Below are 20,080 nucleotides of genomic sequence, written 5' to 3' on the forward strand. Positions count from 1 at the left end.
ATCCTGTCCTCTTTTTGTTACCGTCACGAATCACACCTCCTGTTTGGTCTTGGCCAGCTCGGCCGCTACATCAAGTATCATATCTTCCTGTCCCCCGACTGCCTTTCGCTTGCCAAGCTCTACTAAAATATCCCGTGAATCCAGTCCGAAACGAGCAGCTGCCCGTTCGGCGTGCAGAAGGAAGCTCGAGTAGACACCGGCATGCCCCATCACAAGACTGCCTTTACTGATTTCCTGCGGACGCGGCAGCAATGGTGCTACGATATCCTCAGCGAGGTCCTGCATTTTATAGAGGTCGATCCCCACATCAAGACCGAGGCGATCAAGCACAGCCAGCAATACCTCTGTCTGCGTATTCCCCGCTCCTGCCCCCAGACAGCGGACACTGCCATCAATCCGGGTCGCTCCTTCTTCAATAGCCACCAGTGTATTGGCCACGGCGACTGAGAGATTGTTATGGGCATGAAACCCGATCTCGATATCCAGCGACTGGCGAAGAGCGCTGATTCGTTCACGGACATCGTGAGGCAGCAGGGCACCCGCGGAATCCGTCACATACACGGCCTGCGCGCCATAGCTTTCCATCAGCTTGGCCTGTTCGACCAGCTTTTCGACGGGAGCAGAGTGAGCCATCATCAAAAATCCGAAGGCTTCCATCCCAAGCTCTCGTGCCAGGTGAATATGCTGAGCAGAAACATCAGCCTCTGTAACATGAGTCGCCACACGAACGAGGCCTGCCCCTAGGTCACGAGCCTGTTTCAAGTCATGAACCGTACCGATTCCAGGAATTAAGAGAACCGCTACCGTTGAAGAAGTACATGCTTCTACAGCCGTTTCGATCAGTGTCATCTCATCCACTAGAGAACGTCCGTATTGCAGGGTTGAACCGCCGAGTCCATCTCCATGGCTTACCTCAATGTAATGCATGCCAGCCTCATCCAGCGCTTTTGCTACCTTCCACACCTGTTCTGCCGTGAACTGGTGCTTCATGACATGGCTGCCGTCACGAAGGCAAACTTCGGTCAATTTTATGGGCTTTTCGCTATTTCGTTTCATAGGTACCCATCCTTTCCGGCGACTTCCCTTGTTCCATCCGGTGTTTGGCGTATTGCTCCGCGACCCGGACTGCAGCTGCCGTCATGATATCAAGGTTGCCGGCATACGGAGGGAAATAATCTCCAGCTCCTTCCACCTCAAGAAAAACAGTGACCCGGTTGTCTTCAAACAACGGCTCTTGTTTTAAAAGATAGCCAGGCACATACGCTTGAACTTGAGAAACCATGTCATAGATGGACTGCCGGATTGCTTCTTCGTCCATATTTTTAACCTCACAATACACCGTGTCTCTCATCAGAATCGGGGGATCGGCTGGGTTCATGATAATCAAAGCTTTTCCGCGGTCCGCCCCGCCTGCCTCTTCAATCCCTCTGCGGGTCGTAATCGTAAATTCATCAATGTTGGCCCGTGTTCCAGGTCCGGCGCTCTTGCTGGCGATCGTCGCTACGATTTCCCCGTACTCAACATCTGCCACCCGGTTGATCGCGTGAATGATAGGAATCGTCGCCTGTCCCCCGCACGTGATCATATTTACATTTGATTCATCAAGATAACTGCCAAGGTTTACCGCGGGGCATACGAACGGTCCGCGTGCTGCCGGAGTGAGATCGACTGCAAACTTTCCCAGATCCTTCAGCACTTCTGCATGGCGCACATGAGCCTTGGCAGACGTTGCATCAAAAACGATGTCCGCAAGCTCAGGGTTTTCCAACAACCCCTGAATTCCGTTATCAAACGTGGTGTACCCCGCATCTTTAGCCCGCTTCAAACCATCTGATTCCGCATCAATACCAATGACAGCAGTCAGTTCGAGCCATTCACTTCGTGCAAGCTTGTACATGAGGTCCGTTCCGATGTTCCCCGAACCGATGATTGCTGCTTTTACCTTCTCCATAGCCTTTCTCCTTTCTTATGCAAAATGGACGGAAACCCAGCCCAATGGACCGAATTCTGCCGTCACTGTATCTCCTGGCAAAACGTCAATGGCGGCCGATAAAGCACCTGGCAGAATGAGCTCGTTTGCTTTTAACGGAATGCCGAACTCGTAAAGCTTGTTGGCAAGCCAGGCGACCGCGTGAGCCGGGTGTCCAAGTGCTGCCGCTCCTGCCCCGGTTGCAATCAGCTCTTCATTTTTGAATAAAACCATGCTGGCACTTCTAAAATCAACCTCATCAATGGTTTTCTTCTTGTCACTGAGGACGACCTTTGCCGATGATCCGTTGTCTGCAACCGTATCCACGAGCTTGATTTTCCAGTCGGCGATGCGGCTGTCGATGATCTCAAGTGCTGGAACCACATAATCGGTTGCCATAAGTACATCTAAAAACGTCACGTTGGGCTGAAACAGCTCTTCTCGCAGCACAAAGCCGATTTCCGCTTCGACCCTCGGCTTGATCATGGAGTCAATTCTAACGGTCTCTCCATTTTTCACAGCCATATCATCAAACAAGTGGCCATAATCCGGTTCTGTCACACCGAGCATGTTCTGCATTGCTTTGCTCGTCAGGCCGACCTTCTTCCCGATCACTTTTCGGCCTTCTTCTGTCTTGCTTTTGGCGATCGCAAGCTGAATCTGATAGGCGTCCTCCACGGTAAGGTTCTCAAAGCGTTCCGTCAGTGGAGCCACCGGCACGGTTGTGCGTTCAGCCTCAAGCAGTTCCCCTGCGAGCTGATCAATTACTTTTTGCATTTGGGCTTCATCCCTTCTGTATAAACTAAGGAACGAAAGGCATCATTCACCTTTCGTCTTTATAATTACTTTTGTTGCTCTTGGAAGTGGGTGATTTCCGTTCCAGGCCGCTCGCTTTCCGCGGGGCGTGCGGTGAGCCTCTTGGCGCAAGCGCCTGCGCGAGTCTCACCTGTCACGCTAGTCCCGCAGGAGTCTCGCACCTTCCACTCCAATCAACCTGGCAATGAAGTAATTTGAACAAAAGCCTTCACAAAGCAAAATCTTTTAGAAAATAGCCTTATAATTTCATCGTGATCGTTTTTGCCTCGGTATAAAATTCGAAGCTGTGCCGGCCGCCTTCACGCCCGATCCCGCTTGCTTTCGAGCCGCCAAAAGGCGTTCTTAGGTCACGAATATACCAGCAATTGATCCAGAGCAGTCCTGAATCCACACCTGCCGTCACCCGCTGTGCCCGGCGGATATCGTTCGTCCAGACGACTCCTGCAAGGCCGTACATTGAATCATTGGCAATCCGAATGGCATCTTCTTCGGTTTTAAATGGAATAACCACAAGAACCGGACCGAAAATCTCTTCCTGGGCGACCCGCATGCTGTTGTCCACATCATAAAGGACGGTCGGCTCGTAAAAGTTACCATGCTCCAGCCCTTTAACCTGCTTGCCGCCGCATGCCAGCTTCGCCCCCTCAGTTAGCCCGATCTCTACATAGTTATGTACCGTTTCGAGATGGCTCTTTGAGACAACTGCGCCCATATCTGTCGTTTCATCGGTCGGATCGCCGACTTTAATTTTCTGAACAGCCGCCGTAAACTTTTCCAAAAACTGATCATAGATGCTTTCCTGCAATAACAGGCGCGACCCCGCTAAGCAGATCTCCCCCTGGTTGCGGTAGATCGCATCAAGTGATCCTTGTACCGCTTCATCCAGGTCGGCATCTTCAAACACGATATTCGCTGATTTTCCGCCAAGCTCCAATGAAACAGGGATCAGGTTTTCCGCCGCATTGCGCATGATTGTTTTGCCTGTATTCGATTCACCCACAAATGAGATCCTGCGGACTGACGGATTGGTTGTCATCGCCGTGCCCATCGTGCTGCCCGGACCGGTAATTATGTTCAATACTCCCGGCGGCAGCCCGGCTTCGTTCGCAATCTCGCCGAGCATGACCGCACTTAGCGGTGTATAGGATGCCGGCTTTACAACGACCGTATTGCCTGCTGCAAGAGCGGCCGACGCTTTCCACGTCATCTGCATGAACGGAAGGTTCCACGGGATGATGAGGCTCGTAACCCCGGCCGGAGCATATTTAGCGTAGGACATGATATTGTGCTTGTCGTAATGCTCGTGAACCATGTATTTGGACATCTCGGCAAAAAAGCGGAAGTTGGAAGCGGCCCGCGGAATATCAAATCCACGGCTTTCTTTGATTGGCTTGCCAACATCAAGCGTTTCGACCATAGCGAGCTCGTCCACGTTCTCCATGATCAGATCGGACATCCGGCATAGAATATCAGAGCGTTCCTCTACCGGCATCTTGCTCCAAACACCGCTGTCAAAAGCTTTCTTGGCCGATTCGATCGCACGCTCCGCATCTTCCGGACTTCCGTTCGCAACAGCTGCGAGCTTTTCATTGGTCGCCGGATTGATGGAGTCGAACGTGCTGCCGGAACGGGCCTCTACGTACTCGCCGTCAATAAAAAGAAGCGCGTCTTTCAGTGTTTTTTTATCAGCCGTCATTTCTTTCGTCATGTTCTGAACCTCCTTACTCTTCGATCTCCAGAATCATCTCGATCTCAATCGCCGTATTGTTCGGAAGCTGCGCCATCCCGACGGCTGAACGCGCGTGTTTTCCTTTTTCGCCAAACACTTGAACGAGCAGATCCGACGCCCCGTTCATCACTTGGGGAGTCGCGGTGAAATCCTCTGTACAGTTCACCATGCCAAGTATCTTCACGACACGCTTCACCCTGCTCAACTCACCAAGCTCCTGCTTCACGACACTGAGAAGATTCAGCATCGACTGTTGGGCGGCCAAATATCCTTCTTCAATCGTTAGTTCCCGGCCCAGTTTGCCATGATACTGATCAACACCCTGACCGGATGTAAAAAGAAGGCTTCCGGTTCTTACACAGCTCACATAGTTTCCGACTGCCGTCCGGACAGGAGCGAGGGTCAGCCCGAGCTCTTCCAGCTTACTCTCCGGATTTTGCACTGTTTGCAAGGACTGCACCCCGTTTCCCGAGTTCCAAATTTAAAAACCGTGCTGCATTCTCACCAAGCATGCCGCGTTTCTGCTCCGCCGTTAACTCGAGCGTTTCATAGATCACCTTGCCAGGATTGATTTCACGCAGCAAAAACGGATAATCCGAACCCATGAAAATTTTCTCGAAGCCAAACCGCTCCATCATATATTTGATGTTCAGCGGATCGTAGTTTAACGAATCAAAATAAAACTGTTTGGCATAATGGCTCGGCGGATGAGTCGTCAGCCTGAGGTGCGGCCAGACGTTCCAGCCTTGATCCAGTCTTGGAATGAGGTAAGGAAACGAACCGCCTCCATGCGCAAAACAGATCTTCAGACGCGGATGCTTCTCCATAATGCCGCTCCAGATGAGCGAGGCCGCTGCAAGCGCCGTCTCACTCGGCATGCCTACCGTATACATGAAGTTATGGTTCGGCATCCGATCCCGTCCGAGCGTCTCCCACGGGTGGATGAAGATTGGCACTTCCCTTTTTTCTGCCATCTCAAAAAATAGCAGAAATGACGGATCATCCAAGTTCTTGCCGTTGACGTTCGTTCCGATCTCAATGCCATGCAGCCCAAGTTCATTGATGCAGCGTTCCATCTCCCGGACGGCGGTTACACTCTCCTGCATCGGAACCGTCCCTAAGCCAACAAAACGGTCCGGGTGCTTTGCGACCGTTTCTGCAATAAAATCGTTCTGAATCTTTGCCATCTCGGTTGCGGCTTCCGGATTCGCCCAGTACGAGAACGTGACCGGAATCGGGGACAGCACCTGAATATCAACGCCTTCCCGGTCCATGTCCTGAATTCGTTTTTCCGGCGACCATACCTGGTCCGTCACATCCCGAAAATTTTTGCCACCCACCATGATGGACGCACCACACGCACACGTCCGGTTCAGCACCGGCCAGCGCTCTCCGCCGTATTTTTCCGTAAAATCCGGAAAGCTCTCTGGAATGATATGGGTGTGAAAATCTATTCGCACTTCCATTCCTCCACGTTTTCCGGCATGTGGTGGCCGCAATTCTTGCACAAGCGGACTTCCGCATCTGAATTAAAGCTATGGATTGCTTCTTTCACTTGTTTTTCAATATCGTTCAGCTGTACGGTCACCCGGTGCATCTCATGGTTGCACTCATCACAGAACCAGACGAAATCCTCTAGTTCTCCTTCTGCACGCTTGCGCTCGATGACGAGTCCGTACGTGTCCGCTACACGGTGAGGAGAATGTGGAACCATCGCAGGCAGCATGAACACTTCACCTTCTTTTACTGTAACGACCTTTCTTGCTCCGTCTTCCGTAATGCACTCGACATAACAGTCGCCTTTGATCTGGTAAAAGAACTCGTCTGAAGGGTCGACGTGAAAATCGCGCCGGCGGTTCGGTCCGCCGATGATCATGCAGATGAACTCAGAATCCTGCCAGAGCACTTTGTTGTTCACAGGCGGTTTTAACGCATCCTTATTTTCCTCGATCCATTTAAGCAGATTAAAAGAAAACAGTCGTTCAGCCGTCTTTGTCATTTGGTATTCCTCCCGAATTTTTAATAGAAATACTAGACTTCGATATATCCAAGCTCTTTTGATAGAGTGTTAGCCGTGAGCAGTAGATGCTCCAGAATCCCTTTGCTGTCGCGGCCCTGCATAATGGCTCCCCGACAATGTTCAGTGACGCAATGGTATGGCCGGAGTAGGAGCGGATGGGGGCAGCCACGCCGTACAAACCAAGTTCATTTTCGTTATCGCTCACGGAATAGCCGCGCTTTTTCACTTCCTGAAGCTCGGTTTGCAGCTGAGCCGCACATGTGATGGTATTCGGAGCCCGCTGCACAAGCCCCTTCTCCACGGTGACCTTCACCATGGGAGGGTTTGAGGATAATAGAATCTTTCCTGAGCTCGTGCAGTAGGCAGGCTTTCTTGAACCGACATACGTCGGAATTTCCCGGCTTTCTTTAGGGCTGGCTTTCAGGACGAACACGACCTCTCCTTGATCAAACATGCCGATATGAACCGCCCCGTTAAAACGGCGGATGAGCCCTTCCACAATTGGGAAAGCTCCGCTCAGCATTTCCTTCTGATACATGACCCGGTTGCCCCATTCGAGCAGCTTCCATCCTAGCCTGTATTTTTTCTGGCTGTCCTTGATGAGCATGCCTTCCTGGCACAGAGTATGCAGCAGATGGTGGACAGAACTCGGGTTTAAATCAAGCTTTGTAGCAATGTCGAGGTTCCCCAGCACCGGTTCTTCATCCGTAAAACAGTTCAAGATTCTAGCAATCTTCTGAACAGATCCAATCACATGTCTTCCCCCTTCGCTTCTTTAAAACGGTAAGCTCTGGGCTGCCGGCCATTTCTTATTGCATTACTGTATCAGCGTCAGCGATCCCCTCCTCTTTTTCAGAATGGATAGCCTTTGCCGCTTCCCTGGCCCGGTCTGCCTCATGTAAAGCCTGGTCCACCAATGGGAATGCGTTCTTGCGTTTATGGTTGTTGTAAAAGATGGCCCGCTTTCGGATCGGGTCTCCCGTGTAATAACGTTCATACTGCAGTGCACGCTGTCCAAACGCTTCTCCTGACAGATCCCATGCGAGTTTAAAGATGCGCACACGGTCAATGGACGAAACGCCTTCACGTCCAACATAGTAACGATCCATATCCTCTCTTAACTCCGGATTTTCAAAATCATAGCCTGACGGTGACATGAGCAATCCCCCGGCACCAATGATCTGGATGACTTCGATGGCACGCGGATAAAAGGTTGGCAGCAAGCCGCGGATGGTCTCCAGCGGAGCGGCCGCCGGCATGTACTCGCCAGAAGGCGTAACCTCACATTCATATTCAGAAACACGCAGCAAGGCACGAATCGTTTCCACGCTTTGAATGAGTTCCCCAAGATCGTTCTGTACGTTCAAATACACATCAACCCCGATGGAATCCGCTAAACGGCAGGCGACATCCACAGCGAACGACAGCTTGGCGAGCCCACGAACGCCTGACTGATGGGCAGGCTGCTGGGCGATCCCTGTTTTCGGATAAAGCAGGTTCGCCGCTTCCACGTTATTGTGGATAAACACACGGTCCCAAGGAACAAGCACATCATTGAACACAAGGAGTGCATCCATTTCCTCAAAACGGGAAGCCAGCGGATGGTCGAACAGTGAACGTTTGCCGTCCTGCATCGGCTCACGGCAGATGATGCGGAGTCCCGGTGTATCAATAGGAAGCGCAAATGCCAGTGCATACCGCTCATCTCCCGGTTTGAAGCCTGGGAACGAATACACGATGACTTCATCTGTAATTGGAGCAAGTGTCGCAAGCATTTTCGCTCCCCGAACAAGCAGGCCGTCCGGCGTCTCCTCCACTGCTCCAAGGTGAGTGAATGTATCTTTTTGTTCATGCGATGTTTTGCTTCGGTCATTTTGCGGGTTGATGATCGCATGCGTAAGGAACAAGTCGTTATCCCGGATGTATCGGTAGTAATTTTGAATGTTAACGGACCATTCCGGATTGTACTTGTCCAGGAACCAGGAGTTGCTCGCCATCCCGGTGACCACGACGTTCAAAAAGTCCGGTGTTCTTCCCATCAGACCGTACGTAGCGTTAGCATATGCTTCAAACAAGCTGCGCCTTGCCATAACGTCCTCAAGCTTGCGCGGCACGAGAAACGCGTTGGATACACGCTCGCCCGTCTCTTCACAAACATGCGTGATCTTTTCCTGCTGATCAGGATCATGCTGCATATCATACAGCTTCGCGATCTCCAGGATTGGCTGGCGCAAAACAGGCTCGTTGACAATATCCGTCACTTTCCTGCCCTCCAGCCAAATCTCAGGCTGACGGGACTTTAACCCGTCGATATACTGAGCTCCCGTTCGGATTCCCATAGCACTTCCTCCTTCATTTTCTATAGCCTGTCCACACTATAGATGAAAGCGCTTTCTAAACTCAATGAGGTAATTTCATATTATGAAAGTCTAAGATATTTTTTTGCTAAATTTAAATCGTAGAATGGGTGGAATTGAAGTTTTTTAATGTAAAAAAAAGAGGTGTTGGGTAAATTTTAGCACAGGACGTTGGCGGTTTTGGGCGGAATCGTTCGACAATTTTTGGTCATAAACTAGTATTGTAAATACTCCCCCTCTCCTTAGAACTAAATGCGTCGAATCATGTCGCATATCGTCGCGTATAACGTTTTGAACATAAATGAGGGGATTTTGAACGTAAAATCAATTTTTTGAACATAAATCAGCATTTTTGAACAATTAACCTGTAAAATTAAAAATAAAAAATCTGAGTCAACCACTTTGCAGATAAAATGGACAGCTTTAGCACCTTCAATCCACACATAACAGCTTGAAGAAGCTAAAAAACCCCCGATTTTCCGGTTCGGCCTAGCAGAATTTACTCAATATCATTTTTTCAAAAAAATGACCCTTATCGTTGTCTAATTGCATAGTTTTCCTCAAAAAAGCCATAACACAGCCCCCAAACAGCCTTTCTTTTCATAAGAAGGGTTTAACTATAGTATAGTTTAGTAATAAGGAGGTTACGTGATGAGGAGTTCTAATCCTAGTTTAAAAGAATCAACGTTTTCACAGCTAAAAGGCCAAGGAATCGAGCATCCGATGACACTTCAGGGGACGGTTAATAAAACGTTCATCCTGCTCGTCTTATTATGTGCGACTGCCTTTTACACATGGAATCAATATTTTGATGGAAAACAGGTGGCTCCGCTTCTGCTCGCAGGAGTCATCGGAGCTTTCATTGTTTCGCTGATCACCATTTTTGTTCCAAAGGCATCACCCTTTTTAGCACCGCTGTATGCGATGCTGGAAGGTCTGGCTCTTGGCGGCATAAGTGCCATGTATGAGGCAAAGTTTTCAGGCATTACCACGCAAGCAGTTTTACTCACATTCAGCGTGCTCTTTGCGCTTTTGATCGTATACAAATTGGGCTTGATCAAAGTCACGAAAAATTTCAGGCTTGGCGTCATGTCAGCCACTCTGGGGATTGCCATCGTTTACCTGATTGATTTTGTTCTTCGCTTTTTCGGGCTTCATGTGCCTTTTATTCATGAAACCGGTGTAGTCGGCATTATCATCAGTCTGGTTATTGTCGGCGTAGCCGCTCTCAATCTTGTGCTTGATTTTGATTTTATTGAAAGAGGCGTTGAACAAAGAGCGCCAAAATATATGGAATGGTACGCAGGATTTGGGTTAATGCTTACACTCGTCTGGCTGTATCTTGAAATGCTCCGCCTGCTGTCCAAACTTAAGAATTAAAAAAACCTGCTGCGGCAGGTTTTTTTTGTGTCATTAGCTAAGATATTTAATGGTAGTGTATTCTTATAGGACAACCCCTGCAGAACTGGCGCCTGGGTTGAATAATTTGGCGCCTGAAGTAATTAATCTGGCGCCAGAGCCGAATAATCTGGCGGCTGAAGCCATTAATTTGGCGGCTGAGCTAAATAATCTAGCGGCATCCATTTTTAGCCTTCCATCCACTCAAAAAAAAGAAAGTATCCCATATGTAAATGGGACACTCTCTTTTCCTGCTTCATTACGCATCCTGGCTCAGTGGAAAGCTATCTTGCTGGGACATCTTCACCCGCTGGCGTTTTGATTTTCTGAAATGAAGCAGCTCGTAAAAGACCGGGACGATGACAAGCGTTAAAATGGTTGCACCTGTCAGTCCACCGATAACAACGACAGCAAGTGATTTTGAAACGAGGCTGCCGTCTTCGGATTGAGAGAACAGAAGCGGAAGCATCGCAAAAATCGTAGCGACCGCTGTCATGATAACTGGGCGTAAGCGTGTACCGCACGCCTCGATGATCGCGTCGCGAATGATCATGGTTTCTTCGTTCTGCTTCACGCGGTCGATAAGTACGATCGCGTTCGTGATGACGATACCGATCAGCATGAGTCCGCCGATTAATGCAGTCGGATCAGCTGGCACGCCTGAAATCAGGAGGCCGAGAACCGCACCGATGGAAGCTAACGGAAGCGTCATTAAAATCGCGAGCGGCGCACGGAACGTTTTAAACGTAATGACCATAATGAGGTACACGATTAAAATGGAAGCGAGCATCGTCAGACCAAGATCAGCAAAATCGCTGGATTGCTGCTGTGCCGCTCCGCCCTGCTCCAGGCTGACGCCTTTTGGCAAGTCGACTTTTTTCACTTTCTTATCAATTGCTGCAGATACAACTGACAGCTTTTCAGGTTTCACTTCCGCAGAAATGCGGATGAACGGTTTGCCGTCTTTATGAAGCTCGGTGCTTGGTTTATCTTCCTCTGTAATCTGAGCAACTTTGGAAAGAGGCAGAATACCCTGGGCTGTCTGGATGGAAAGATCCTTCAGGTCAGATGCCTGTGAAGGGTTGATTCCTGCATTCAGCAGCACCGGTGTTGATTTCCCATCCAGCGTAATGGATCCAATCGGCATTGGCTGAATAAGGGAAGCCACCTGCTGTGCAGCCTGCTGGGTGTTCATTTTTTCAGTGTCTACTTTGACGGTATAGACAGGAGCAGTCTTTTCCTGGTTGCTTGAGACCTTCTTCACTCCGTCTACATCTTTTATCACACTCATTAGTTCTTTAGAGGTGCTTAAGAGCTCAACAGGATCATTTCCACTGATATCATACGTGATGGCAGAACCTCCGGATCCGCTGCCGAACATTGATCCGGCAGAAGCGGTAATGGTTACTCCGTTTTCGTCTTTCTTCAGTTCTTTTACCTTTTTGATGTAATCATCGGCGCCGCCCTTTTCTTTCATGATGACGGTAAATTTGACCGTATCCGGGGTGCTGACCTGTCCGTATTTCGCTTCGTCTTCACTGGCTCCATACTGAGTGATCAAATAATCATAGCCCTTGATATCAGCCAGCTTCTCTTCAAAGGCAACCATGCGATCTTTAATGTCGTCCGCCGGCGTGTTGCTCGGGAACTCCATATTGACGGCAACCATGCTGGCATCCTCTGCACTGACAGCTCCCTTCGGCAAGGAAACATACAATCCAAGCGAGCCGACAAGTACAACAATTGCGATAATGATCGGAACATATTTATGGTTAAGCGACCATTTTAATACATTCAAATAACGCTTTGGCTCGGAGTGGGCAGGAAGCTTCATCTTCTTCAGCATGCCCTGGCTCAATAACGGTACGACGGCCAATGCTACTAAAAGAGAAGCAAGCAGCGAATACGTCACCGTAAGACCGAACGGCAATAAAAATTCTTTTAAGGAGCCGTTGACGAGGCCCATTGGCAGGAACACGGCGACTGTAATCAAGGTTGATGAAGTAATGGCCCGTGATACTTCAGCCGTTGCTGCCATGACATTTTCTTTCGTAAATGCTTTGCTTTGGCTTCGTCTGAAAATATTTTCAACGACCACGATGCTGTCATCAACAAGCCGTCCGACAGCCACCGCCACTCCTCCGAGAGTCAGGATGTTCAGTGTAACCCCTGACAGCCAGAGCAGGAGAAGTGTGATCGCCAGCGAAAGCGGGATGGATACGATCGTCACGAGGGTCGGCTTCACTCTTCTCAAGAAAACAAGAATGACTAGAGTCGCAAACAATGCTCCGAGCAGTACTTCCTTCATCATACTGTTTACGGAGTTTTCCACCATGTCGCCGGTCGTAAATACCGTACTGGCTTTTACACCCGGATAGTCTTTATTGATTTTTTTCACGGTTGCCTTCACATCTTTACTGGCTGTCACAGCACTTGCACTGTTGTCTTTGAAAACAGTGATGGCCAGGCTTTCTTTTCCGTTAATGCGCATCACCGTGTTCTCGGTTTTTTTCAGATTAATAGATGCGATATCTTTTAAATGGATGACTGGTGCTTTTGGATTCATCACTTGAACCGGAACGACCAGTTTTTCCAACGCACTGACGGATGTTAGATTGTCCGTCACATTGATCGTACTTTTCTTGCCGTCAATCGTTGCTCCGCCTGCAGTTACCGAGGCGTTTTGTCCTTGAAGAACACTCATCACGCTATTGACGGGTATGTTTTTCTCTTTCATTTTTTTCGTATCCAGCTTCACTTCTACACGGGAATTGTTTTCCCCGAAAATACTGGCTTGGGAAATGCTTTTCTTATTTTCAAAAAGAGGGAGCAGCGTCTTTTTTGCCTTTTCCATATTTGCCTTGGTCAGTCCGTCAGCAAACGTAAAGGAGATCTGCCCTACCGGTATCATGGAAGTGTTGAGCTGTGATACTAGTGGTTTGCCGACGGTTTCAGGAAACTGCAGTCCGCTGACCGCCTCCTGAACCTCTCTTTTTGCGTCTTTCATATTTGTTTTCGAATCAAAGTTAATCGTAATCTGAGAATAGCCGTCCCCTGTCGTCGAAAGAACTGACGACTTTCCTTTTACCCCTGAAACGGCCTGTTCCACTGGCTCGGTTACTTTGTCTGTCATGGATCCTGCATCATATCCCTGCCCGAGCGTCACGACGCTTACCTGCGGATTATCCGCTTCCGGCAGAAATTCCATCGGCAGACGGAAATAGCTCACCATCCCGATAATGAGCGCAATAATGACAAGCAATGTCACCGGCGCTTTATTCCGAAAAGCCCATTTTGTTATAAACTGCATACGTTTCCCACCATTCCCCATTTAATTTGTTATAGAGCTGTTAGAACAAACTACCCCTTTGTTTGTTCATCCTCCTCTATGTATGACGGACTGTCTGCCTCATTTGTTCACATTCTTCAAGCAGACTAAATGCCCATATACAGTATACTTACATTTTAAGGAAATATAAACCAAAAAAAGTAATTATACCTTTAAAATTCATAACATTAGTTTACTTGCTGGCCGATTTTTCCATAATGTCCTCCGGCTGTATTTCCACATACGACTTGAGGCGTATTTACAGGTTTTGTGGGACAAATGCGTCGAAAACAGTCGATTAGCGTCGGGCATATCCTGTTCGATAATAAAATCAGCTGTTTCGATAATATATTGACTTTTTCGATAATAAAACGAGAATTTCGATAATATATTTGGTGTTTTCGATAATAAAATTTCCGCAACATCAAATCACAGAAGAAAAAAACTAAATTTCCTCTGAAATCAGGTGCTAAATGACCTCCTGAACACTCCTAAAGCTGCTTAAAACGCGAGTGAAAGCTTCACGAAGTAAAAATCACTTGAAAATCCTCATTTTATCACCAAAAACAGCTCTAAAATCATTCACATTGCCTTCATTACACGCGTTAAAGGATCGCCTACTCAGCCCAGTTAAAGTTCCCACAAAAAAAGACCATCCAGACATCGTCTGAATGGTCTCTCCACTATTCTAAAGCACCCAATGCCTGATCGCCTGGGCGACACCATCTTCCACGTTGGTGCCTGTCACCCAGTCGGCGGCTTGTTTTACAACGTCCTGAGCATTGCCCATCGCCACGCCAACCCCGGCTTCCGTAATCATTGCGATATCGTTCAGGCTGTCGCCCATCGCGATCACATGATCCATCGTGATGCCAAGCTCCTGGCACACTCGGTTGAGCGCCCGTGCTTTGTTGATTCCAACTGCGTTAACCTCGATGTTCGTGAGACTTGAGTTACTGATCTCGAGCTCCTTGTTCTTCGAGAGTTCCTCGAGCACAAGCTTTCGAACCTCGTCATCAGCAATGTTGAAGCCGAATTTCAGCCACTTCATCTCTGCGCAGTCTTCCGGAAAATTTTCGCGCCATACCTTATCCGTCGACACGGCCCAAAACTGTGCACCGTGTTTCTTCGTTAACTCCATCATTGCCTCGATATGATCGTTATGAAGCAGAGTCCGCTCGACAAGGCTGCCTTTGCTGTCCCATACCTCACTGCCGTTTACCGTTACAAGATAAGAATTAAGTTCTAACGATTTGGCATAGTCCCGGCACGTCAAAAGCGAACGGCCTGTGCTAAGGACAACATGCACGCCCTTTGCCTGAGCCTCTCGAATCGCCTGCCGGTTCCCTTCAGAGACCTCCAGCTGTTCATTCAATAATGTTCCGTCCATATCCAGGGCAATAAGCTTAATTTCCTTTTGTTCCACTCCCACTCATAACATCCCTTTCTTCGTTTCGCTACCCACAGATTAGCATAAAATGCACAATATTTCTTACGTTAGGGCTTTTCAGCCAGACCCCTGCTACTTATACCTATGAATGAATGGGAGGAACCATTCTGGTTAAACACTTGTTTAAACCAGAAATAAAAAAAGGGGCTGTCCAGAAAGTCGAAAATTGACCTTCAGGCAGCCCCTTTTTGGCTTGAAAAATCTTCAATGAAAAGTTAATTGAAGTGGAAGATGCGAGACTCCTGCGGGACTAGCGTGACAGGTGAGACTCCCGCCGGTGCATGCACCAAGAGGCTCACCGCACGCCCCGCGGAAAGCGAGCAGCCTGGAACGGAAATCAACAGCTTACAGACTTCTTGGACAGCCCCTTTTGCTCAATAATCTTATAAGCTCCTCTTGATTTTCACGAACAGAAATCATCTCTTTTTCCATTTCGTCCAATCTCTGTTTTAAAGGTAGCAATGCTTCATCAAGCACGTGCTGCAGCCTTTCTGCTTTTTCATTTTTAGTCATTTCCATAATTATCACTCCAATTTTATTTTTGTCCTGTCTCTAAGTTAATTCATGTGCTCAAAAGAAGTTGTGAGCCAAGTCACATATATCGTTACTTTTCGAAATTACAGGTGTAAAAGCCTGGTAATTAAAGCCACTCTTCGCTCATTTCTTCCGATCTATGTTATCCTAATTATCAGAATTATGTTGCGATAGTTAGGGAGATGTGGGTATGACAGATCAAAGAGAACTGCTTGAGCTTGAAATCGAAGGAATCATCAACGAATCTGGCGAGAATATCATCGTTACCGACAGCGAGGGATTTATTTTGCGTGCGGTCAAAAACAGCGAGGAGATGTACGGCATCTCGTCCGAGGAGCTTGTCGGAACGTCCGTCAGAGAGCTCGAGCAGAAGAAAATCTTTAATCCGTCCGTGACGCTAAGGGTAATCCAGCAGAAAAAGCCGGTCACCTTCATGCAGAAAACGGGCACCGGTAAGATCATCATGACCCGCGGTGTACCCATCTTTAATGAAGAAAACGAGATTAAGAGGATCATCAGTTTTTCACATGATATGACGGAAATTGAAGAACTGAAAAGCGAATACGAGAAACTGCAGCTGAAGATGATGCGTTATGAAAACGAAATTGAACAGCTTCGCGGCCGTGAAATTGTGCCATCGGATGTGGTCATCAACAGCAAATCGATGCAAACCGTGTGGGGACTTGTCCATAAGGTCGCAAAAAGTGACGCCACTGTCGTACTTCAAGGAGAATCCGGTGTTGGAAAAACGGTATTCGCTAAAGCGCTTCATAACGGAAGTGACCGGAAAGACAAGCCGATGATCGAGGTAAACTGCGGGGCGATCCCTGAGAGCCTCTTTGAATCCGAGATGTTTGGATATGAAGCAGGCGCCTTTACCGGGGCGGCCAGCAAAGGAAAAATGGGGCTCATCGAACTCGCCGATCAAGGAACACTCTTTTTAGATGAAGTCGGAGAACTGCCGTTTTCCATTCAGGTCAAACTGCTCAAAGTGCTGCAGGAAAAGAAGGTAACCAGAATGGGAAGCACGAAGAGCCGCACCGTAAACTTCCGGCTCGTAGCGGCAACAAACCGTGATCTCCAAGCGATGGTGAAGGCCGGTACCTTCCGAGATGACCTATTTTACCGATTGAATGTGGTGCCGATCAGCATTCCCCCGCTCCGGGATCGAAAAGAAGAAATCCATCAGCTGACTGAAACCTTCTTGGACAAATTCAACGAAAAGTATGATACCGATAAAACGATGCACCCATCTGCGCTTAAAGCCTTCTGGCAGCATGATTGGCCGGGCAATGTGAGAGAGCTGGAGAACTTAATGGAACGGCTCGTCGTCACGCTCGAAAACAAGACGATCCTGCCTGACCATCTGCCGTTTACGCAAAAAGTGGAGGAAGATGGCGTTCCAGAATACGATGCACAGAGCTCTTCCCTGCAGGAGGCGTTGGAACATGTGGAAAGAAACTGGCTGCTTCGTGCCTGCCGAGACTGCAAGTCCACCTATGAAATGGCAGACTATCTGGGGCTGAGCCAGCCGACTGTCGTTCGCCGTCTTAAAAAATACAATATCGATTCAAAAACGAATCATTGATTCTGAAACGAATCAAGATACGTAATGTTTAATTCACAAGTGAATTAAACACTTGTTCAAAACCTTATATCACTGTTTGGCACGGAACTTGCAACTATCTTTTGAAAGCGCTTATAAATCTGAAAAGTGCAAACATACTGGCAAAGGGTGGTTATGATGGAAACTCAAAAATCCTATGAACAATTGGCAGAACTTGATAAAAAGCATTTTTTGCATCCAACAACAGCAATCAAGCAGCAGCAGGCAACTGGGCCTGATTTTATTTTAACGAAGGGCGAAGGCATCCGCCTTTATGATCTAAAAGGAAGAAGCGCCATCGACGGCCTCTCCTCTCTTTGGAACGTGAACATCGGGCATGGGCGCGAGGAAATCGCTCAAGTCGCTTACGAGCAGATGAAAACACTCGGCTACAGCTCTTGCTTTGCGACCTTCAGCAACGAGCCCGCGATCAAACTGGCCGCAAAACTGGCTGAAATCGCACCAGGCAATCTGACCGCGACCTTCTTTACATCAGGCGGATCTGAATCCAACGACACGGCCTATAAGCTCGCACGCCACTATTGGATCTTAAAAGGCCAGCCGGAGCGCAAGAAAATCATCTCTCGATCACAGTCTTATCATGGCGTAGCGATGGGAGCGACAAGCGCGACTGGCCTCAAGCCGTTCCGTGATTTCACGAACTCCTTGGCTCCGGACTTTTATTATGTGGATCATTTTTCACCGCAAGCACTCAGAGACAAGATTCAGGAAGAGGGCCCTGAAACGGTTGCTGCTTATATCGCGGAACCGGTTCAAGGAGCTGGCGGCGTTCATATCGCACCGGATGGTTATTTTAAAGAAATCAGAAGCATCTGTGACGAGTTTGGCATCCTTTTTATCACGGACGAAGTGATTACTGCATTCGGCCGTACCGGTACGTATTTCGGAATCGACCATTATGATGTTGCGCCTGACATGATGTGCTTCGCAAAAGGGATCACAAGCGGCTATGCCCAGCTCGGCGGTGTCATGATCTCAGAAACGATGCACAACGATTTTATCGAGCTGTCAGAAGGAACGCTTCTTCACGGCTACACGTACAGCGGACATCCGATGGCCTGTGCCGTTGCATTGAAGAATCTGGAGATCCTTGAACGAGAGAACTTAATCGATAATGCCCGTGTGATGGGTGAAGAATTGCTGAAAGGCTTTAAACAGATCCAGTCAGAACGCTCGATTATCGGTGACGTCAGAGCACTCGGCCTCATAGGAGCGGTTGAACTCGTGAAGAACAAAGATACCAACGAACGATTCCCAGAGCCACTCGCTCCAAAAGTATTGGCAGAAGCGGCGAAACGCGGGCTCATCATGCGTTCTGTTACGTTCGATAACCAGGATACGCTCGTATTCGCACCGCCGCTGATCATCAATAAACAGGAAATCAGCGAACTCATCCAGATTTTAAACGAAGCGATCGAAGCGGTAGAAAGCAAAGCCGTTTCAACATTTAACTAGAAACGACAGGAGGGATTTCATGCTATCACTGATCGAAGTAACCAACCCGGCAACAAACGCCGTAGTCGATACCGTACCGAACGGAGGACGAGAAGAAGCCCGTGCGTCAGCGGATGCCGCTTATATTGCGTTTAAAAGCTGGTCGAAACGGACCGCTGAAGACCGCGCTGCCCTGCTTATGAAATGGCACCAGCTCATTGAAGAATCCAAGCTGGAACTGGCCGAACTCATGACAAGTGAACAAGGAAAACCGTTAAAAGAAGCGATCGGCGAGATCACCTACGCCAACAGCTTCATTTCCTGGTATGCGGAGGAAGGAAGACGGGTGTATGGGCAAACCATTCCCGCTTCCCATCCAGACAAGCGAATCCTCGTGCAGAAGCAGCCCGTCGGTGTGATCGCCGCGATTACGCCATGGAACTTCCCGGCCGCCATGATTACGAGAAAAGTGGCTCCTGCTCTTGCTGCAGGATGTACGGCGGTCGTCAAGCCAGCGGAACAAACACCTTTAACGGCCATCCGGCTGGCTGAACTTGCTGTGGAAGCCGGCATACCAAAAGGCGTGCTGCAGGTCGTAACCGGAGAAGCAGCTGAGATCTCGGACGCCTGGATGGAAGACACACGCGTGCGAAAGATCTCGTTTACAGGTTCTACTGAAGTCGGCAAGCTGCTCATGCGGAAAGCTGCAGATACCGTGAAAAAGATTTCCCTGGAGCTTGGCGGACACGCTCCTTTTATCGTGATGGAGGATGCCAATATTGAAAAAGCCGTACAGGGATTGCTCGCTTCCAAATACCGAAACGCCGGCCAAACGTGCGTATGTACAAACCGCGTGTATGTTCAGGATTCGATTGCTGAGGGGTTCAGCACCGCTTTTGTAAAAGCTGTTTCAGCGCTAAAAATAGGAAACGGCCTGGAAGACGGAACGGATATCGGGCCGTTAATTGATCTAAACGCTGTTGAAAAAGTACAGCAGCATGTGCAGGACGCTCTGGAGAAAGGCGGAACGCTGGCTTGCGGCGGATCATCTCATGAGGGCTCCCTGTTCATGGAGCCGACCGTCATCACAAGCGCAACCGACGACATGCTCTGCATGAACGAAGAAACGTTTGGACCGCTGGCACCAATCGCCACGTTCAAAACGGCAGAGGAAGTCATCGAGCGGGCCAACAACACACCTTATGGCCTTGCAGCTTATGTTTATACAGAAAACCTAAGCCAGGCACTCACCCTTTCCGAAGAGCTCGAGTATGGCATCGTCGGATTGAACGATGCCTTGCCATCCGTCGCTCAGGCACCATTTGGCGGAACGAAGCAAAGCGGATTGGGCCGGGAAGGCGGCCATTTTGGAATCGAGGAGTATTTGGAAGTGAAATACGTTTCCATCGGCTTGTAAC

At 48.8% G+C, this 20,080-nt stretch carries 15 protein-coding genes and 1 pseudogene; 4 read left to right on the forward strand and 12 right to left on the reverse strand.

Going from position 1 to position 20,080, the window contains the following annotated elements; all coding sequences use genetic code 11:
• Window positions 1–30: 30 nt before the first annotated feature.
• From dmpG to M1K46_RS02925, 9 genes and pseudogenes are all read right to left on the reverse strand, one after another.
• Window positions 31–1,056, reverse strand: a complete 1,026-nt coding sequence (gene dmpG, locus M1K46_RS02885; RefSeq protein WP_256224803.1) for a 4-hydroxy-2-oxovalerate aldolase — start codon at window positions 1,054–1,056, stop codon at window positions 31–33.
• Entirely contained in the window at window positions 1,043–1,951 is a 909-nt protein-coding gene (locus tag M1K46_RS02890; protein ID WP_091002532.1) for an acetaldehyde dehydrogenase (acetylating), read from the reverse strand. Before M1K46_RS02890 ends, dmpG begins: the two co-directional genes overlap by 14 nt.
• Window positions 1,952–1,966: 15 nt before the next feature.
• A complete protein-coding gene (locus M1K46_RS02895) occupies window positions 1,967–2,746 on the reverse strand; it encodes a 2-keto-4-pentenoate hydratase (RefSeq protein WP_256224804.1) in 780 nt (259 codons plus the stop codon).
• Window positions 2,747–3,023: 277 nt separating this feature from the next.
• Complete coding sequence (locus M1K46_RS02900; RefSeq protein WP_256224805.1) at window positions 3,024–4,493, reverse strand: aldehyde dehydrogenase; 1,470 nt, start codon at window positions 4,491–4,493, stop codon at window positions 3,024–3,026.
• 13 nt (window positions 4,494–4,506) lie between these two features.
• Complete coding sequence (locus M1K46_RS02905) at window positions 4,507–4,965, reverse strand: RidA family protein (RefSeq protein WP_053356786.1); 459 nt, start codon at window positions 4,963–4,965, stop codon at window positions 4,507–4,509.
• A complete protein-coding gene (locus M1K46_RS02910; RefSeq protein ID WP_256224806.1) occupies window positions 4,937–5,980 on the reverse strand; it encodes an amidohydrolase family protein in 1,044 nt (347 codons plus the stop codon). The genes M1K46_RS02905 and M1K46_RS02910 overlap by 29 nt, the downstream gene beginning before the upstream one ends.
• Entirely contained in the window at window positions 5,965–6,513 is a 549-nt protein-coding gene (nbaC, locus tag M1K46_RS02915) for a 3-hydroxyanthranilate 3,4-dioxygenase (protein WP_053356784.1), read from the reverse strand. The genes M1K46_RS02910 and nbaC overlap by 16 nt, the downstream gene beginning before the upstream one ends.
• 32 nt (window positions 6,514–6,545) lie before the next feature.
• A pseudogene (locus M1K46_RS02920) lies at window positions 6,546–7,288 on the reverse strand (IclR family transcriptional regulator).
• 55 nt (window positions 7,289–7,343) lie between these two features.
• The gene (locus M1K46_RS02925) at window positions 7,344–8,873 is read right to left on the reverse strand and encodes a 4-hydroxyphenylacetate 3-hydroxylase family protein (RefSeq protein ID WP_053356782.1); all 1,530 of its coding nucleotides are present in this window, start codon (window positions 8,871–8,873) and stop codon (window positions 7,344–7,346) included.
• Between the two features lie 669 nt (window positions 8,874–9,542).
• Between M1K46_RS02925 and M1K46_RS02930 the strand changes: the two genes are divergently transcribed.
• Window positions 9,543–10,271, forward strand: coding sequence for a Bax inhibitor-1/YccA family protein (locus M1K46_RS02930; RefSeq protein WP_256224807.1), 729 nt, complete (start codon window positions 9,543–9,545; stop codon window positions 10,269–10,271).
• Window positions 10,272–10,548: 277 nt separating this feature from the next.
• Here M1K46_RS02930 and M1K46_RS02935 read toward each other — a convergent pair whose 3' ends face one another.
• The 3 genes from M1K46_RS02935 to M1K46_RS02945 form a co-directional block, all read right to left on the reverse strand.
• Window positions 10,549–13,599, reverse strand: a complete 3,051-nt coding sequence (locus M1K46_RS02935; protein WP_256224808.1) for an efflux RND transporter permease subunit — start codon at window positions 13,597–13,599, stop codon at window positions 10,549–10,551.
• Between the two features lie 706 nt (window positions 13,600–14,305).
• Window positions 14,306–15,007: a Cof-type HAD-IIB family hydrolase gene (locus M1K46_RS02940; protein ID WP_375162170.1), complete on the reverse strand. Its 702-nt coding sequence runs from the start codon at window positions 15,005–15,007 to the stop codon at window positions 14,306–14,308.
• A 405-nt stretch (window positions 15,008–15,412) separates the two neighbouring features.
• Window positions 15,413–15,586, reverse strand: coding sequence for a hypothetical protein (locus tag M1K46_RS02945; protein ID WP_256224810.1), 174 nt, complete (start codon window positions 15,584–15,586; stop codon window positions 15,413–15,415).
• A 205-nt stretch (window positions 15,587–15,791) separates the two neighbouring features.
• Between M1K46_RS02945 and M1K46_RS02950 the strand changes: the two genes are divergently transcribed.
• From M1K46_RS02950 to M1K46_RS02960, 3 genes are all read left to right on the forward strand, one after another.
• Window positions 15,792–17,189 (forward strand): sigma-54 interaction domain-containing protein, encoded by a 1,398-nt coding sequence (locus M1K46_RS02950; protein WP_256224811.1) that lies wholly within the window; start codon window positions 15,792–15,794, stop codon window positions 17,187–17,189.
• Between the two features lie 153 nt (window positions 17,190–17,342).
• Complete coding sequence (locus M1K46_RS02955; RefSeq protein WP_256224812.1) at window positions 17,343–18,683, forward strand: aspartate aminotransferase family protein; 1,341 nt, start codon at window positions 17,343–17,345, stop codon at window positions 18,681–18,683.
• A 19-nt stretch (window positions 18,684–18,702) separates the two neighbouring features.
• Complete coding sequence (locus tag M1K46_RS02960; RefSeq protein ID WP_256224813.1) at window positions 18,703–20,079, forward strand: NAD-dependent succinate-semialdehyde dehydrogenase; 1,377 nt, start codon at window positions 18,703–18,705, stop codon at window positions 20,077–20,079.
• The last annotated feature ends 1 nt before the right edge of the window (window position 20,080 follow it).

It is taken from the genome of Fictibacillus sp. WQ 8-8 (assembly GCF_024494405.1).
Classification (GTDB): Bacteria; Bacillota; Bacilli; order Bacillales; family Fictibacillaceae; genus Fictibacillus_C; species Fictibacillus_C marinisediminis.